Below are 15616 nucleotides of genomic sequence, written 5' to 3'. Positions count from 1 at the left end.
TAGATTACCTGACCCTCCCCGCAACCCGGAATTTCCCCTACCCTTGGAGGGTATGAAGGCAATCACTCTCATTGAACCCAACGAGGAAAATCCGAAGGCACAGCTGACTCTGGCGGAGGTGCCCACCCCCGAGTTGAAGGAGGGTGAGGTCCTGGTCAAGGTCCATGCTGCTGGCGTGAACCGCGCTGACCTGCTGCAGTCTCAGGGCAACTACCCGGTTCCCGCCGGTGCCTCTGAAATTCTTGGCCTGGAATGCGCCGGGGTGATCGAGGATCCGGGGACCACCGGCCGTTCCCAGGGGGAGAAGGTGGCCTGCCTGCTCGCTGGCGGCGGCTATGCCGAGTATGTGGCTGTTCCCGAGGGGCAGCTCATGCCGATTCCGGAGGGCTATTCCTTCACCGAGGCCGCCTCCATCGTGGAGGTCGCGTGCACCGTCTGGTCGAATATCGGCATGCTCGCCGGTCTTCGGGAAGGCCAGACCTTCCTGATCCATGGCGGCGCGGGCGGCATCGGCACCTTCGCCATCCAGATGGGAAAGGCGCTGGGTGTCACCGTCGCGGTCACCGCTGGTTCTGCCGGAAAGTTGGCCACCTGCAAGGAGCTTGGGGCGGATATCCTCATCAACTATCGCGAAGAGGACTTCGCGGAGGTGCTGAAGAACAAGGCTGATGTCATTCTCGACATCATCGGCGCGAAGTACCTCAAGCAGAACCTCACCGCCCTGGCCCCGGACGGCCACATGGTCACCATCGGCCTGCAGGGCGGAATCAAGAGTGAGATCAATCTGAACACCCTGCTCCGCAAGCGTCTGACCATCTCCGCCACCGCGCTGCGCGGCCGTGATCTCGAGGACAAGGCCAATATCGTCGCCGAGACCATCGAACACATCTGGCCGATGCTGGCCGATGGTCGCATCTCCCACCACATCGACCGCACCCTCCCGCTCGCCCGCGCCGGCGAGGCCCTGGATTTGCTCGAGGACAGCGCGGTGACGGGCAAGATCGTGCTCGAGGTCGCCTAAGAACGCTTATCGACGCCGCGCCCAGGCTCGGGTGCGGCGTCGATAAGCGCCCGCCCGTATCCACCGCCGCCGGCGGTGCGGATCGAGATCGCCTCCCCGGCGGTGAGTTCCACCCGGGTCATGGCTTCCAGGTCGTGATCCCCGGACTCGTCGTGGAGCTGCACTCTGGCGGTCACGCCGTCCGCTCCGCCATGCAGTCCCCAGGGGCCGGTTTTCACCCGCTCGGTGCCGATGGTGACGATCGCGGTTCCGGCGGTGAGCCGCAGCCTGCGTTCCAGGCCGTCGCCGCCGTGGAAGCGCCCGGCCCCGCCGGTACCGGGCAGGATGCGGTAGGCCTCCACTTGCAGGGGATACTCGCGTTCGATGACCTCGCAGGGGGTGTTTCGGGTGTTGGTCATGTGCGTGTGGGTGGCGCTGGCACCGTTCTGATCCGGCAGGGCACCCTGCCCACCGCCGTAGGTCTCCACATAGGAGTAATACACCCCGCTGTTTGGATCCATCCCGCCGATGGTGAGCATGCTCATGGAACCGGAGGAGGCGGCAGGGACCAGCCCTTCGGTGAAGGTTTCGAAGGCCCCGAGCAAAACGTCGACCAGGCGTTGGGAGGTCTGGATATTGCCGTGGGCCACCGGTGCGGGGAAGACCGCATGGACCAGACTGCCCGGGCGGGTGTGCACCGTGATCGGGGCGGTGAGGCCCGCATTCGAGGGTAGCGTCGGATCGGCCAGGGTCTTGACCACATAGGCCGCACAGGCGGTGGCCACCGCCGCTGAGCAATTCACCGCGCCGCGGACCTGATCGCAGGTCTGGGTGAGATCCACCTCGATCTCCTCCCCACGGACCGTCACGGTGGCCACGATCGGTAGGTGTGCGGGCTGTGCGCCGGTGTGCTCGAGGTAGTCGGTGAAGGTGCCGGTGCCGTCCGGAAGTTGGGCGATGGCCGCGCGGGTGCGGCGCTCGCCATAGGAGACCAACGCCCGGCAGGCGGTGTGGAAACCCTCAACTCCCCATTCCGCCACCAACTCGGTGACCCGGCGCGACCCCAGCCGGTTCGCCGCCACCTGTGCCATGAGATCGCCGCGGGTCTTGTCCCGGGTGCGGATGTTCATCAGGAGGAGGGAAAGTAGTTCTTCCTGTAATTCACCCTCGGCGAAGAGCCGGACTGGCGGCACCCGGATGCCTTCCTGGAAGATCTCCGTGGATTGGGTGGACATGGATCCCGGGGTCTGGCCGCCGACGTCGACGTGGTGGGCCATCGTGGCGATCACGGCGATGATCTCATCATCCTGGAAGACCGGGGTGATCACGCACATGTCCGGCAGGTGCGAGCCACCCAGGTAGGGGTTGTTGGTCAGCAGGACATCTCCGGGCCTGAGCCTTTCCGCCCCGTATTCGCTCAGCGTGGCCCGGATCAGGGTGGGCATCAGGCCCAGGTGCAGCGGGATGTGTTCAGCCTGGGAGATCAGTTCCCCATCGGGGCCGTAGATGCCGGCGGAGCAGTCCCGACGGTCCTTGATATTTGGGGAGTAGGAGGTGCGGATCAGGGCGGTGCCCACCTCCTCCGCGATGGATTCCAGCCGGTTGCGGGCGATCTCCAGTTCCACGGCGTTGAGTATCATCGCGCATCCTCTTTCCGGGAAAGGTGCAGGAAGCCGTGGTCATCGCAGCGACAGTCCTGGTCGGGGCGGACATAGGTGGTGGAGTCGAATTGGTCGATGATGGCGGGACCTTCAATGATCATTCCGGCGGGAATTTCTTGGCGATCGTAGATCGGGGTCCGTCGCCACCGGCCGTCGATGTAGACCTCGCGGTGGGTCTTAGGGTCAGGGGTCCCGGAGCCGGTGGCCTGCCAGTACGGTTGTGTCACTTCTGGCTGCGGCAGGGTGGCCACCAGTCGGGCCACCACGATCTCCATGGTGGCGGCGGGATCGTGGAAGCCGTAGCGCTGTTCATGGGCGGTGTCGAAGGCGGTTCGTTGCGTCGCCCAGTCCGGGTGCCAGTCGATGGTCAGTTCATAGCTCTGGCCGATATAGCGGGCATCCACCTGGCGGGTGAAGTCGATCTCAGCGGCTGCCATCTCTGCGGTGGCCCGCGACTCCAACTCTTTAAAGTCTTGGGCCAGGTTGGCGGATCCGGTTGTTTCGGTGGCTGCCACCGGCACCGCGAAGTCATGGCGTACCGGGGCGTCGAGCATCCCCACCGCCGAGGCGATACCCGGGGTCGGTGGTATCACCGCGGAACGCATCCCCAGTTCAACGGCCAGATCACCACCGTGCAGCGGGCCGGCCCCGCCGAAGGCGATGAGGTGGCAGCTGCGGACATCCACGCCCTGTTCCACGCTCACCCGACGGATGCCGCGGGCCATGGTGGCGGCGATCACCGCGAGGATGCCGGCAGCGGTGTCCTCCGGTCCCATTCCCAGCTCAGCACCCCATTCTTTCATTCGGGTATAGGCCGTGGCTCGGTCCAGCGCGAAGCGCCCGCCCAGCAAACTGTCACCGAGCCTGCCCAACACCAGGTGCGCATCGGTGACCGTCAGTTCCCTACCGCCCTGGTCATAGCTGACCGGGCCGGGATCAGCCCCGGCGCTCTGCGGACCAACGCGTAATCCGCCCCCGGAATCGCGCCAGGCGATCGATCCCCCGCCGGCGCCGATGGTGTGGACCGCCACGGCCGGAAGTCGCAGCGGCAGGGAATCAATCTCCCCGCTCATGGTCTCCTCCGGCTGCCCATGACGGATCAGGGCGATATCGGTGCTGGTACCGCCGATATCGAAACTCACGGTGTGGTCCAGACCAAGCAGCCGGGACCAGTTCGCGGCACCGACGACCCCACCGGCCAAACCGGAAAGCACTGTCCGGGCGCTGTGTTCACTGGCCAGGCTGGGACTGAGCAGCCCACCGTTGGACTGCATGATCCATAGTTTTGAGGGGATCGCCAGTTCTTCGATGCCAGCGTTGAGTCGGCTCAGGTAGCTGGCGATCTTCGGTTGCACGAAGGCGTTGACCACTGCGGTGGAGGTGCGTTCATATTCACGCATCTCAGCGGTCACCGCAGTCGCCGCGGTGACCCGGGGTGCCACGCCGAGCTTCGTCAGGAGGGCCACGGCGCGTTGTTCATGTGCCGGGTTGACGTAGGCGTTGAGGAAGGAGACGACGAGAATATCTAGCTCCAGCTCCCTGATAGGTGCTGCGGCCGCCGCCAGGGACTGCTCGTTGAGCGGCTGCAGCACCGAACCATCCGCCGCCATCCGCTCGGCGATCTCGGTGACCAGTGCACCCGGCACCAGCGGCGCCACCCGAGTAATACGGGCGTCATAGAGCGCGGGGCGGGCCTGATGCGCGATCGCCAGCAGATCCCCGAAACCTTCGGTGGTCAGCAGTCCGACGCGGGCCCCGGTGCGGGTGAGCACGGTATTGGTGGCCACGGTGGTGCCGTGCACCAGTCGGGCGATGTGGGTGGGATCCGCCCCCTGTCGTTCCATCGCCTCGAGCAGCCCGGTGATCACCGCCTCATCCGGGGCGTGCGGTGTGGAGGGCACCTTCCACACCGCCATCGACCCATCCGCGCGACGCACCCCGATATCGGTGAAGGTACCACCGGTGTCCACCGCGACCTGCAGTTCTGTTGTGCTCATGGGCACTCCCTCGTCAAGTGCCACCGAGCTTATCGACGCCCGCCGCAGCCTGCCACCAGGGTGGGCTCGGCCGCTGCGCCTGAACGGCGCGGCGTCGATAAGCGTTCTAGGCCAGGGAGGCGACGACGCGGGTGAGATTATCCACATCTGCGGCAGTGTTGAAGGGCCCCAGGGACAGGGTCACCGCGCCACCGATCTCATCCACACCCATCTCGCTGAGCAGCGGGGTCCGCGGGCAGAGCGTGGTCACTAGACCGTTGTCGATCAGCCGTTGCTGCACCGTCTCAGCGGGCACATCCCGGACCGCGAAACTCAGGCGCGGAATCCGGTCGGCGATGCCACCACCGGCGGCCTCCCCCGTCACCCCAAGGATATGCACCGCAGAAAGGGTGCTCAGCGAAGCCTGCAGCTCCGTGGCCAGATGCCCCAGGTACCCGGAGAGTTCCGCCATCGAATGCTGCAGGCGGGTGCGACGGGTGCCCCGGGACTCCACCAGATCTGCCAGGTGATCAACCGCAGCCGCGACGCCACCGGCCAGCCCGGTGGAGACCGGGGACTCCAATTTGGCCGCCAGATCCCCCTCCACGCCGGGAACCAGGGAATCCAGCCGACGGAACATCCTGGTGTCCCGGAAAACCAGGGCCGAGAGCTGCGGACCGCCGAGAGCGCTGAGATCCACGGCGAGGATATCCGCGCCGAATTCCTCCGCGCTCATCGGCCGGTAGGCCGCGACGGCGGTCGCATCCACCAGTACCCAGGCACGGGAGCGCTCATGAGCGGCTTCGGCGATCTCGGCGACCGGGGCGACCGTGCCGAGCAGGTCATGGGCGGCGGAGAGACTGACCAAGCGGGTGGTGCCGTCCACCAGATCCGCGTACTGGAAACTCGGCAGTGCGCCGGTGGCCAGATCAGGCTGCGCCCACCGCACCTTCGAATTCAGTCCCTGGAAGGCGGTGGTGAGCACCGGCTGGTCCAGATGGCTGAGCACGATGGAGGAATTGTGCCGCAGCAACGGATACATCGACCGGGCTAACCCGTGATAGAGCACCTGCAGGCTCGGCCCCAGCACCACCTGTTCCGGGGAAGCAGCGAAAAGATCTGCCACCGCGAGGCGAGCCGCATCGAGATAGGACTCCCCCTCCAAGCGCCCTACCCGGGAGGCCCGGGAGTGGGTGCCGGAGGTGGGCTCGATATCAGCCAGGCCGGGCGAGAGACGGAAAGAGCGGGCCACCGCAGCCGAGACCCGTTCCGGGATCTGTGGGCAGGCGTGGGCGTTAAGGTAGGTCCAGCCATCACTCAACGAGACGTAGAGCCCGCGAACCCGAGCCACGTCATAGGCCATCAAACCTTCTCCTTCTCCCCCGAAGTTTCATCTCCAAGTATGCCGGTTTGCTTTCATCATTGCACCGACCCGGACAGAACACATATTCGCCCAGCATCCTGCCCTGAGAGGGTCGGAAGCACTTCCCGGAAACACTGCCATACCAGGCTGTGAGCTGCCTGTGTAGCCGCGTCGACCCGAGAGCATCAACCTGCCACGCGTCGCGGGACTCGGGGGAAGTCGCCACAACGGTTAGGCTGTTCCTCGTGCAGGAAGAAGCTGAAATCCAGAAACTACGCGCCGACCTTGACCGGATGACCCGTGTCGAGGTCGACAATGTCCCCCGCTCCGAGTCGGCGACCTTCAAAGCCGCCTGGGATGATCTCGTCCGCGGCTTCCAGCAGCGCGAGCTCTGGCTGTCCCTGGGTTGGCAGGACATCAAACAACGCTACCGACGTTCAGTCCTGGGCCCGCTGTGGATCACCATCGCCACCGGCGTGATGGCCGTGGCACTGGGCCTGCTCTATTCGGTGCTCTTCAAGATCCCGCTGGCCGAGTTCCTGCCGCACGTCACCGTGGGCCTGATCATGTGGAGCTTCATCTCCGGATGCATCAAGGAGGGCTCAGACATCTTCATCGACAATGAGGGACTGATCAAACAGCTCCCCTCGGCCCTGTCGGTGCATGTCTACCGCCTGGTGTGGAAGCAGTTGCTCTTCCTGGCCCACAACCTGGTCATCTGGGTGATCCTGATGTTGATCTTCCCCCGCGACCTGGGCTGGGAGGTATTGCTGGTCATCCCGGCGATGGCGCTGCTGGTGATCAACGGCGTGTGGGTGGCCATGTTCTTCGGTATCGTGGCCACCCGTTACCGCGATGTCTCCCCGCTGCTCGAGGCCGGCACCCAGCTGCTCTTCTACGTCACCCCGATCGTCTGGATGACCTCCACCCTGCAGGAGAATGTCTCCGAACTCGGCTCCCGGGCCCGCCTCGCGGAACTGAACCCGCTGTACCACTACCTCGAGATCGTCCGAGCCCCGATGATCGGCGCCGACCTGCCCGCCTACCACTGGTGGATCGTCATCGGCTTCACCATCGCCGGCCTCGCCCTAGCGATGCTGGCCATGAAACAGTGGCGTTTCCGCGTCAGCTACTGGGTCTAGAAACTTCGAGGAGTTAAGTACACACATGGTTTCCATCGACACCTACAACGCCTGCGTCGACTTCCCCGTCTTCGATGCCCAATCCCGCTCCATGAAGAAGGCCTTCCTCGGCGCCGCCGGCGGCTCTATCGGCCGCAACCGCAACAACACCGTGGTGGTTGAGGCCCTCAAGGACGTCAATCTGCACCTGCGTGAAGGCGACCGCGTCGGCTTGGTCGGCCACAACGGTGCCGGCAAGTCCACCCTGCTGCGGCTGCTCTCCGGAATCTACGAACCCACCCGCGGCTCAGCGTCGATCCGGGGCCGCGTGGCCCCGGTCTTCGACCTGGGCGTGGGTATGGACCCGGAAATCTCCGGCTACGAGAACATCATCATCCGGGGCCTCTTCCTGGGCCAGACCCGCAAGCAGATGAAGGCGAAGCTGGATGACATCGCCGAATTCTCCGAGCTGGGTGAATACCTGTCCATGCCACTGCGTACCTATTCCACCGGGATGCGCATCCGCCTGGCACTGGGCGTGGTCACCTCCATCGAACCGGAGGTGCTGCTGCTGGATGAGGGCATCGGCGCGGTCGATGCCGCGTTCATGGCCAAGGCCCGTACCCGGTTGCAGGAAATGGTGGAGCGCTCCGGCATCCTGGTCTTCGCCTCCCACTCCAATGACTTCCTGGCGCAGCTGTGCAATACCGCCCTCTGGGTGGATCACGGTCAGATCCGCCAGGTCGGCATGGTCGACGAGGTCGTGGAAGCCTATGAGGGCAAGGGCGCCGCGGATCACGTCCGCCGCCTGATGCACCGCCTCGAAGACGAGAAGGCCGGGCGCACTCCGGAAGAAGAGAACCCGGCAGGATAGAGCCTGGCAGGATCCAAAAATCCCCCCAGGCTCAGGCGCGGGTGCCCTCAGGAAACTGAAGGAGCACCCGCGCTTTCCCATTTACTCCGGAACCTCCCATTCCGGGCTCAGCTGCGCCTGGACCACCTCACCCAGCAGCACCTTCAGGGGCTTGAGGTCGCGCTCCTCCGCCGCCAGCCGGCTGGCCCGGTCATTGACCTCACCATCGGCCTGGGTCCAGTCCATCCGCCAACCTGCGTCGGCAGCGACCCGGGACCAGAAGATCCGCTGGGTGCGGCCGTTGCCCTCCCGGAAGGGATGGATGTAATTGAACTGGTCATAATGATGCGCCAGCCGGGCAATGAAGTTCTCCCGGCTCCGCCCCTTGAGGTAGTGCTCGGTGCGGAGATCCCCGGCGGCGATACTGCTGGCGCGGTCAATCGCCACCGCCGGGAGAAACCCCTCCGAGGTACGACGGATATCCACGGTGCGCACCTCACCGGCCCAGGGGTAGAGATCCTGGAAGAGCTGGTGGTGGATCGCCTTGAGTTCCACAATGTCTCGGGTGCCCGGTAGATCCAGGTAATTGAGCTCGACGGCACGGACGAAGGTCAGGTCAGCCTCTGCCTCGGCCAGCTCCGCCCAGGTGGTCGCGCCCACCAGATTGCGCAGGATGCCGGTACCCTCATCAAGGTAGGGGTCGTTGAGCTCAGGCATGGCCGTACCTGCCGCTGACCTGCGTCACCAGGTCATTGATGTCAAGCTCGCCGCTGATGAAGGAATCTGCGGCCTGCCGGGCCACCGCTGAAATCTCGAGGCCCTCCATCTGACCGCTGTGTTCCGCATCCTCGACCTGCCGCTGCCGCAGCACCTGAACTTCGGTGTCTGCCATGGCCGATCACTCCCATCACTCGCATTGTTTGCTCCACCTTATGACCTACGACACAACTGCGCCAGAGGGTGAGGAAACTTTTCACCCGCGGGTAGCTCCCGATGAGTGCCCCGCCCGGGTAAAGTCCGACGACCGTGGCACAATGTTTCCCATGTCAGAACCCAGCGCCCTCCCCCACCTGCACCACGGCCACACCACCGCCGCGGTCATCGTCACCCACAAGCGGGTCGAGCTGCTCCGTGCCTCGCTGGAGCAGGTTTGCCACCAGACCAAGCCGGTGGAGTGGGTGATCGTCGTGGACAACGGCGATCAAGTTGAGGTCAAGGAACTGCTGGCTGAGCTCGCCGGCGATCGCGGCATCTACCTGCCCTCGAAGACGAACCTGGGCGGTGCCGGTGGGTTCGCCCTCGGCTTCCTCTCCGCGCTCAGCCTCGGCGCCGAGGCCATCTGGTGCGCCGATGACGATGGCCGCCCGGCCGATGCGACCGTCCTGGAAACGCTTTACGACGTCGCCGAGACCCACCGTCTGCACGAGGTCTCCCCCGTGGTCTGCAATATCAACGACCCCGGCGCCCTCGCCTTCCCGCTGCGCCAGGGACTGGTCTGGCGCCGTCGCCTCGAAGAGCTGGAGGGTGATTTCCTCCCCGGGATTGCCAGCCTCTTCAATGGTGCGCTGATCAGCGCACGAGCCATGGAGATCATCGGGGTGCCCGATTACCGCCTGTTCATCCGCGGCGATGAAGTGGAGTACCACCGCCGCCTGGTGCGCTCCGGCCTGAACTTCGGCACCTGCCTGACCACCGCCTACCTGCACCCGGATGGCTCCGATGAATTCAAGCCGATCCTCGGTGGCCGGATGCACACCCAGTACCCGGACAATGAGGGCAAGCGCTACTTCACCTACCGCAACCGCGGCTACGTGATGAGCCAGCCCGGCATGCGCAAGCTGCTGCCGCAGGAGTACGCCCGTTTCGGCTGGTTCTTCCTTATCCAGCGGCGGGACCTGAAGGGATTCCGCGAGTGGTTCAAGCTGCACCGGCTGGGGCGTCGGGAGCGCTTCACCCGACCTTGAAGGCCGAGGCCAGACGGAGAGTGAACACCAGGGACGCGACCGGTCCCCGGCTGCCGATCACCGTATCCGGGTTCGGTTGCCCGTAGGCAAGCATCGTCCCCTGATCGACAGAGCCATGGGTCAGGCCCACTCACGCCCACCAACCATCATCAGCCAGTGAGCGCCATGAGAGGGCGACCATGTCAGTTGAGGAGGTCAGGCTCACGGCCTCACCACTCCATAGTGAAGAGTCCCTTATCTGACCGCAAGGTGCGTAGCGGACCATCTTTTACTGGCAAGAATGACTTCCTCCGGATTATTCTTAATCCAATTTATTGGAGGACTATCGAAGCCATGCCTTGCTAGCGGCGTAAGCCACCATCGCTGCACCTCCAGAGCAGCTTCGGCCGGGCGCACATTTGTCTGACTGAAACGCCTAAACAGATTCACGTTTACGGTCGCTACGGGAGCGAAAATATCGCCGTCTTTAAACTGGAAAACCGGAAAATACATCTGCGGCCCAAGTTTATGGCCAATAAGAGTATCTTTCTTGATCAGGTAGCGCAGCCATTTTTTACGTGCGGCATCATTTTCTTGTTGCGTTAACAGCCCCATCGCCTCGCGCCTATTGACCACTGCGATGTTATCAATAGCATCTACCACATCGAGTAAATGCATGTCAGCACAGTAATTTGGCTGCCATATTCGCTCTACCTGCCAGTCCAAGGGAAACCCCATAGCCTGCACTGAAATACCACTACGACGAGAAAAGTCAGTGACTAAAGAAATAACTTCGGCATACCAATCCGACTGTGGGTTAACACGTGCAAGTAAAAAATGGAGCACCGAGATGGTTCCGTAGAGCTTCCGGACCGACACATCATCCCAGTGTGCTAATTCGCTGACAGCAGAGCTGTTTGGTTTCCCCAGAACGACATCAAAAGTTCGGTTCCAGACACGAGAATAATGAGCAGATAAATTTCGGAGGTGCCTCAAGTGGTTAAGCCATGTGGAAAAAGTTCCCGCATCACCATCGCCGTCTCTAGTGAGGACTCCGAATCGGGCCGCTACAAGCTTTCTGTCATTTTCCGGCATTGCTTGGAAAAGTTGACAAAGAGTACCGAAGGACATAACTTCTGTGGCCACCCAAACCGGTAAATGGGGCCCATAATGGCGACGAAAGTGCTGGACAAAAGCTTCCTGGGAGCGTTTCTCTTGCCGGGTATACTCTTTTAGCCACTCTTGATGCTTCGATAGTGTCACCCCGTTTTCACTGACAGACCAAGTACCGAATTTATTCTCAAATTCAGCGCTTGATCGGTGAGCGAAGGTATCCCTTCGACCCAACCGGTGGCCAATATGGAATCTAAGAGCCACTTCGATTTGGCTGATCCCTTCAAGCAATAGGGACCGGACTTTTTCGTCAAAGCAATAGAGCAGCTTAACTTGGGAGAGAGTTGTCCCCGCGATGAAGCCACTGGAACTAGGATCTTGCCGGTAAAAATGCGTATAACCGGACAAACGATAGTACCCATATCGACGGAGCAATGCTTCAGCTTGTAGGGGATCCCCTACATCCATGCCCCGCTGCTGGAGAATCGAAACTTGCTCAGGAACCGAAGTATACGGTTTTTCATAACGACTCTTACTGTTTCTCATATAAATAAAGCTAGCCGCCTCCTCATACGAGGAGAACGGCTAGTCGTGATAACACAATTATATTAAATACTTGCACACTAAGCAACCGAAAACGTCATAGAGAGCTATCCCTGCCAGAGTTCGACCCCTAACGGGGCCGTCCAGGAAAAGAGGGTAGAGGTTCAGGCTACGGAAACGCGCACTGCGTCGGCACCGGCGGGTATACCTCTGAGGGATGCCTCGATCTCTGACAACGACATTCACGGGGATGGAGCGGAGCCAGCAGATCAGATCTGGCGGAAGCAGCTGCTGTTGTGGCTGGAAACCCCAAAGCTCATGCCGGAAAGATCTACGATCTGGTGGGATCTCGGGCCATCACTGCAGCCAACATCGCCCAGCATGCAGGGCTTCCCTACCAACCGGAATCCCTGGAAGTACGCAGAGCGACCCTTAACTGCAGCGGCCTTCTGCCCTTCCAGCCGGGCATGCTGCTCTCGCTCTACTCTGCCGCCGCACATGGTTTCCTGGCCAGTACCAGCAACTCCCTCGCGGAACTCCTGGGGCATCCGTTGACAGATCCCGTCCCGGTGGCCGCAGCCATGGTGCAGCAGCCCTAAGCTGCCTCAGGCGCCGTGCCCGGACGTGCGGCGCGGCGTCGATTAGCCTCGGGATATGAGCGAGCTAATGCTATTTGGATTGCCAGTAGTTATCTATGTGCTGGTGCAATCTCGGCCACACGGTATCGGCTGGGCAGCAGCGGCCAACCGAATCGGGCTGCAGTTCGGACCGTTGACCAGCTACTACTGGGCGCTGCTCCTGACTATGGTCAATCTCGGCCTGTTCGTAGTGGTGCTACCCCTGCTTCCGGCGGACCGGATGGATGCGGTGGGGGTCACTTTCATTCTGGCCAGCACCTTCACCCTGGCCCTGGGGGTAATTTCCCGGGCAGTGTTGGAAGAGCTCTTCTTCCGTGGCCTAGTCTTCGGGGTGTTGCTGCCTCGGCTGGGTTATTGGTGGGGCAACCTGATCCAATCCACGATCTTCCTGTTGCCGCACCTGATCCTGTTGACCGTGGATCCCGGTTTCTGGCCCCTACTGCCGGTGCAGTTTGCCAGTGGCTGGCTCGCCGGTTGGCTGCGCCAGCGCAGCGGTTCTCTCCTCCCCGGCGCGCTCACGCATGTTCTGGTCAATCTGCTCAGTCCGGTGCTGGTGCTGTGGTTGCTGGGATAGTGCCCGGCGCAAAGCGAAACGCCGTGCCCGGACTTGCGGCACGGCGTCGATAAGCAGCGTTTTATCTCACCTTGAAGATGATGGTGCGCTGCACCACGAAGTTCACCACCGTGGCCACACCTTGGGCGATCACGTAGGCGCAGACGATGGCCAAACCATCCGAGAGTCCCCAGCCGGTGAAGAGGTGGAAGCCCAACTGGTGCAGGCCCACATTCACCCCCCAGGTGATGCCGTAGAGCAGTGCCACCGCAGCGAAACGGCGCTTCGAAGGCTCCGCCTGGAAGGTCCAGCGACGGTTGATGAAATAGGCCGTCAACGTACCGACGATGAAGCCGGCGGTACGCGCCAGGACTGGTCCCACGCCGAAGAAGGTCTGGAGGATGAAGGTGATCCCCAGGTCCGGGATCGCCGAGATGCCACCGGAGATGATGAACTTGATTCCCTGGGTGATCAGCCGATTATCGGAATTATCTGCGCGGGCCTGGGCGCGAGCGAGCTTAGCGGCCCGATCCATCGCCTCCTGATCCACCGCCTCGGCAGAAGGTAGGGGGCCGGTGTATTCCATCGCGCCCTCCGCCATTTCCTTGGTCATGTGTTCGGGAGCGACGAACAAGCCGTCATTGTCGAGTTCCTTGTCAGCCACGGCTAGTCAGCCTACCTGTTTGCCCGGTGGATTCCGGCCCGGAGTAGCTCCCGGTAGAGGTCCAAGCGGTCCACCGGTGCCAGTGCATCCACCCCGTACCCACCAATCCCGGCCAACTCCACCAGGGAGGCGGCGCACAAATCCCTGACCTGCCTGCCACTGAGCGCGGAGCCATCATCATCGACCCATCCCAGCGCCGCCATCGTGGTTTCCAGAACTTCCGCCGCGAGATGTTCATCACTCATGCATGCCAGCGCCAACACCACGGTCCAAAACGCGTCCCGGGCCACCAGTTCCGGCTCCAGTGGGAGCCGACGGCAGACCCCCGCGATCTCCGCTGGCAGCGGACTGGGTCGAGTCAGATCAAGCGCCTGCAGCAGCGGTACATAATCGAAGATCTCACTGCGCCGGATCAGTTCCCGGATCTCGGCGTGAGTGGAGCCAAGTACGCTGCGAATCGTTTCAGTTCCGGTCAGTGCCGCATTCACCGCCGCCAGATCAAACTCGCTATCCCCGAAGGAACCTGAACCCCCGACGCATAATGCCCGCGGTGTGCCCCGGTCCCGCGGATAGGATTCGATGGTGCGCAGCCGGATCTCCCACAATCCCCAGTGGTAGGTGATCTCATCATCGGGGTGGCCCAGGGACCGGTGGATTTCTTCCGGCGGTTCCAGCCGCTGCTGGCTGACCCCCCGGCTGAAGCTCCAGGGGCTGTGCCGCTGTGGTTCGGCTGGGTCCTGAGAGAAGCAGACGTCCAGGACTTCATGCAGGTCCAGCAGATGCAGCGAATCGTTGATTCCGATGTGCCGGTGGACCTCATTTTCAGCCTGCACATTCGAGGCCTGCACAATGACGGTGCGGGGCTCCCGCTCCAGCGGTGGCCGCGTGGCCCGCCGGGCACGCACCGACGCCAGTGATACGACGTTGGAGGGCGTGTGCTTCGGCGACATAACTCCCAGGGTAGCGATTCTGCCAGTTCTGGGTCAGCACCGTCCGGCTCCCCGAGGGCAGGCTTTTAGCCTCTCAGTGGCAGCGGCCGCACCTGTGCCCCGAAGCTCTCCTGCAGATATTTCCGGCTGCGCCGCTGCGCCTCCAGAGCGTGCCACTGCTCCACCAGCTCGGCCGTTGCGGTGGCATGTGCCCAGGCCCGGGCGGCAATCTCCTCGCCACGGTAGTTCTCCTGCAGTTCCGCCGGATCCGGCAGGTTCACGGCCTCCAACCGCGGCAACTGCAGGGCCTTGTTGGCCGCCTTGGCGTCCTTCGCGGCCTTCTTCACCTCTTCACCGGCAACGATCATCGCCGCCGAAATCTCCGCCAGGGTGGTGTGCGGCAGTTCCGGGGCAACGGATTCACTGACCGCCAGCACCACGGTGTCCCGCAGCAGATCCGCTAATCTCCCCGGATCCACCTCATCTCCACCGAGAATCCAGGCCCCGCTGAGCACCCCCGATGCGGAGGGCGCATCCGGGGTGGTCTGCACGTGCCAGACCACCAGCTCATCAGCGCCACGCTTATCGACGACCGCGATCACCGGGTGCTGCAGCACCTCGCCGGGAAGTTCCTCGCTCTCCTGCGACTCGGCCATCAGAGCTGCGCCGCCTTATCATTGTGCTGCTGCCGGTTGAGCACCTCTGAACCCGCATAGGTCAAGACTGCGGCTACCCCGCCGATCACCGTGTGCGGCCGCTTGATACCACGCTTGAACAGCATATTTGCCAGCCACTTGCGGCCACCGGACTCCAGGCGGGACAGGGCCAGTGCAGTGAAGATGGTGGCACCGATAATCAGCCAGGTGCGCAGCGGGGATCCCAGATCGCCAGCTGAGGTATCCGAGTCCGGGCCGACCTTCTGCCCCAGATCGCCGATCTCCTGCCGCATCCGGTCGATCAGGACCGCCGGATCATTACCTGGGTCTTCATCAACAGAGTTCAGATAGGCGATCAACCCCACTCCGCCGACGCCGAGGAGGGTGTTGATCAGGAAACGCCCCGCCCGGGAAGGCACATAATCTGGCAGGGCCAGTCCTATACCGAGGATTCCGGCTTGGGCCAGGCGGCCGGCGAGGGTGTCATCAAGGCTGTAGAAGTCCATATTCGAGCTCATGCCACCAGCGTAGTTGTTCACCGGGACACTGGCTCAGGGTCCCGGAAAAGTGCTGGCCAAAGTTAGTATGGCTACGCTTTGCAGA

At 62.9% G+C, this 15616-nt stretch carries 16 protein-coding genes; 6 read left to right on the top strand and 10 right to left on the bottom strand.

The window, feature by feature from the left end:
• Positions 1-52: 52 nt before the first annotated feature.
• Positions 53-1021 (top strand): NAD(P)H-quinone oxidoreductase, encoded by a 969-nt coding sequence (locus tag ACTU46_RS13205; RefSeq protein WP_443382423.1) that lies wholly within the window; start codon positions 53-55, stop codon positions 1019-1021.
• Here ACTU46_RS13205 and ACTU46_RS13200 read toward each other — a convergent pair.
• The 3 genes from ACTU46_RS13200 to ACTU46_RS13190 all read right to left on the bottom strand — a co-directional run bounded on the left by ACTU46_RS13200 (position 1018) and on the right by ACTU46_RS13190 (position 6000).
• Positions 1018-2640 (bottom strand): hydantoinase B/oxoprolinase family protein, encoded by a 1623-nt coding sequence (locus ACTU46_RS13200; protein ID WP_443382421.1) that lies wholly within the window; start codon positions 2638-2640, stop codon positions 1018-1020. The genes ACTU46_RS13205 and ACTU46_RS13200 overlap by 4 nt on opposite strands.
• Positions 2637-4658, bottom strand: a complete 2022-nt coding sequence (locus tag ACTU46_RS13195) for a hydantoinase/oxoprolinase family protein (RefSeq protein WP_443382419.1) — start codon at positions 4656-4658, stop codon at positions 2637-2639. Before ACTU46_RS13195 ends, ACTU46_RS13200 begins: the two co-directional genes overlap by 4 nt.
• A 106-nt stretch (positions 4659-4764) precedes the next feature.
• The gene (locus ACTU46_RS13190; RefSeq protein ID WP_443382417.1) at positions 4765-6000 is read right to left on the bottom strand and encodes an aminotransferase class V-fold PLP-dependent enzyme; all 1236 of its coding nucleotides are present in this window, start codon (positions 5998-6000) and stop codon (positions 4765-4767) included.
• Positions 6001-6293: 293 nt separating this feature from the next.
• Here ACTU46_RS13190 and wzm point away from each other — a divergent pair, with 293 nt between their 5' ends.
• Together wzm and wzt are read left to right on the top strand one after the other, a co-directional pair.
• On the top strand, positions 6294-7142 hold the full coding sequence (gene wzm / locus ACTU46_RS13185; RefSeq protein WP_443382495.1) for a galactan export ABC transporter permease subunit Wzm/RfbD: 849 nt from the start codon (positions 6294-6296) through the stop codon (positions 7140-7142).
• Positions 7143-7167: 25 nt separating this feature from the next.
• Entirely contained in the window at positions 7168-7995 is an 828-nt protein-coding gene (gene wzt, locus ACTU46_RS13180) for a galactan export ABC transporter ATP-binding subunit Wzt/RfbE (RefSeq protein WP_443382416.1), read from the top strand.
• An 81-nt stretch (positions 7996-8076) separates the two neighbouring features.
• Here the strand turns inward: wzt and ACTU46_RS13175 are convergent, their stop codons facing one another.
• Both ACTU46_RS13175 and ACTU46_RS13170 read right to left on the bottom strand, forming a co-directional pair.
• Complete coding sequence (locus tag ACTU46_RS13175; protein ID WP_443382414.1) at positions 8077-8691, bottom strand: Fic/DOC family protein; 615 nt, start codon at positions 8689-8691, stop codon at positions 8077-8079.
• The gene (locus ACTU46_RS13170; protein ID WP_443382413.1) at positions 8684-8866 is read right to left on the bottom strand and encodes an antitoxin VbhA family protein; all 183 of its coding nucleotides are present in this window, start codon (positions 8864-8866) and stop codon (positions 8684-8686) included. Before ACTU46_RS13170 ends, ACTU46_RS13175 begins: the two co-directional genes overlap by 8 nt.
• Positions 8867-9017: 151 nt before the next feature.
• Between ACTU46_RS13170 and glfT1 the strand changes: the two genes are divergently transcribed.
• Positions 9018-9938 carry a galactofuranosyltransferase GlfT1 gene (glfT1, locus tag ACTU46_RS13165; RefSeq protein WP_443382411.1) on the top strand — a complete coding sequence of 307 codons (921 nt, stop codon included), beginning with the start codon at positions 9018-9020 and terminating at the stop codon, positions 9936-9938.
• Between the two features lie 234 nt (positions 9939-10172).
• On the opposite strand, the gene ACTU46_RS13160 is transcribed toward glfT1, so the two are convergent.
• On the bottom strand, positions 10173-11576 hold the full coding sequence (locus tag ACTU46_RS13160) for an Abi family protein (protein ID WP_443382409.1): 1404 nt from the start codon (positions 11574-11576) through the stop codon (positions 10173-10175).
• A 293-nt stretch (positions 11577-11869) separates the two neighbouring features.
• On the opposite strand from ACTU46_RS13160, the gene ACTU46_RS13155 reads away from it, so the two are divergent.
• Positions 11870-12172 carry a hypothetical protein gene (locus tag ACTU46_RS13155; protein WP_443382407.1) on the top strand — a complete coding sequence of 101 codons (303 nt, stop codon included), beginning with the start codon at positions 11870-11872 and terminating at the stop codon, positions 12170-12172.
• Between the two features lie 55 nt (positions 12173-12227).
• Positions 12228-12785 carry a lysostaphin resistance A-like protein gene (locus ACTU46_RS13150; RefSeq protein ID WP_443382406.1) on the top strand — a complete coding sequence of 186 codons (558 nt, stop codon included), beginning with the start codon at positions 12228-12230 and terminating at the stop codon, positions 12783-12785.
• A gap of 61 nt (positions 12786-12846) precedes the next feature.
• Here ACTU46_RS13150 and ACTU46_RS13145 read toward each other — a convergent pair whose 3' ends face one another.
• The 4 genes from ACTU46_RS13145 to ACTU46_RS13130 form a co-directional block, all read right to left on the bottom strand.
• Positions 12847-13299 carry a GtrA family protein gene (locus ACTU46_RS13145; RefSeq protein WP_443382493.1) on the bottom strand — a complete coding sequence of 151 codons (453 nt, stop codon included), beginning with the start codon at positions 13297-13299 and terminating at the stop codon, positions 12847-12849.
• Between the two features lie 140 nt (positions 13300-13439).
• A complete protein-coding gene (locus ACTU46_RS13140) occupies positions 13440-14378 on the bottom strand; it encodes a hypothetical protein (protein WP_443382404.1) in 939 nt (312 codons plus the stop codon).
• 65 nt (positions 14379-14443) lie between these two features.
• Positions 14444-15013 (bottom strand): hypothetical protein, encoded by a 570-nt coding sequence (locus ACTU46_RS13135; RefSeq protein WP_443382402.1) that lies wholly within the window; start codon positions 15011-15013, stop codon positions 14444-14446.
• A complete protein-coding gene (locus ACTU46_RS13130; protein WP_443382400.1) occupies positions 15013-15531 on the bottom strand; it encodes a hypothetical protein in 519 nt (172 codons plus the stop codon). Before ACTU46_RS13130 ends, ACTU46_RS13135 begins: the two co-directional genes overlap by 1 nt.
• Positions 15532-15616: the final 85 nt, after the last annotated feature.

The organism is Corynebacterium sp. A21 (assembly GCF_052266655.1).
GTDB lineage: Bacteria > Actinomycetota > Actinomycetes > Mycobacteriales > Mycobacteriaceae > Corynebacterium.
Note: the sequence above shows the minus strand (reverse complement) of the source record. Positions and strands in the feature narration are given on the sequence as shown.

What these genes read in the sequence shown, in the direction of transcription:
- ACTU46_RS13205 (WP_443382423.1), top strand. Translation starts at nt 53, where the DNA reads ATGAAGGCAATCACTCTCATTGAACCCAACGAGGAAAATCCGAAGGCA.
- ACTU46_RS13200 (WP_443382421.1), bottom strand. Translation starts at nt 2,640, where the DNA reads ATGATACTCAACGCCGTGGAACTGGAGATCGCCCGCAACCGGCTGGAA.
- ACTU46_RS13195 (WP_443382419.1), bottom strand. Translation starts at nt 4,658, where the DNA reads ATGAGCACAACAGAACTGCAGGTCGCGGTGGACACCGGTGGTACCTTC.
- ACTU46_RS13190 (WP_443382417.1), bottom strand. Translation starts at nt 6,000, where the DNA reads ATGGCCTATGACGTGGCTCGGGTTCGCGGGCTCTACGTCTCGTTGAGT.
- wzm (WP_443382495.1), top strand. Translation starts at nt 6,294, where the DNA reads ATGACCCGTGTCGAGGTCGACAATGTCCCCCGCTCCGAGTCGGCGACC.
- wzt (WP_443382416.1), top strand. Translation starts at nt 7,168, where the DNA reads ATGGTTTCCATCGACACCTACAACGCCTGCGTCGACTTCCCCGTCTTC.
- ACTU46_RS13175 (WP_443382414.1), bottom strand. Translation starts at nt 8,691, where the DNA reads ATGCCTGAGCTCAACGACCCCTACCTTGATGAGGGTACCGGCATCCTG.
- ACTU46_RS13170 (WP_443382413.1), bottom strand. Translation starts at nt 8,866, where the DNA reads ATGGCAGACACCGAAGTTCAGGTGCTGCGGCAGCGGCAGGTCGAGGAT.
- glfT1 (WP_443382411.1), top strand. Translation starts at nt 9,018, where the DNA reads ATGTCAGAACCCAGCGCCCTCCCCCACCTGCACCACGGCCACACCACC.
- ACTU46_RS13160 (WP_443382409.1), bottom strand. Translation starts at nt 11,576, where the DNA reads ATGAGAAACAGTAAGAGTCGTTATGAAAAACCGTATACTTCGGTTCCT.
- ACTU46_RS13150 (WP_443382406.1), top strand. Translation starts at nt 12,228, where the DNA reads ATGAGCGAGCTAATGCTATTTGGATTGCCAGTAGTTATCTATGTGCTG.
- ACTU46_RS13145 (WP_443382493.1), bottom strand. Translation starts at nt 13,299, where the DNA reads ATGGATCGGGCCGCTAAGCTCGCTCGCGCCCAGGCCCGCGCAGATAAT.
- ACTU46_RS13140 (WP_443382404.1), bottom strand. Translation starts at nt 14,378, where the DNA reads ATGTCGCCGAAGCACACGCCCTCCAACGTCGTATCACTGGCGTCGGTG.
- ACTU46_RS13135 (WP_443382402.1), bottom strand. Translation starts at nt 15,013, where the DNA reads ATGGCCGAGTCGCAGGAGAGCGAGGAACTTCCCGGCGAGGTGCTGCAG.
- ACTU46_RS13130 (WP_443382400.1), bottom strand. Translation starts at nt 15,531, where the DNA reads ATGAGCTCGAATATGGACTTCTACAGCCTTGATGACACCCTCGCCGGC.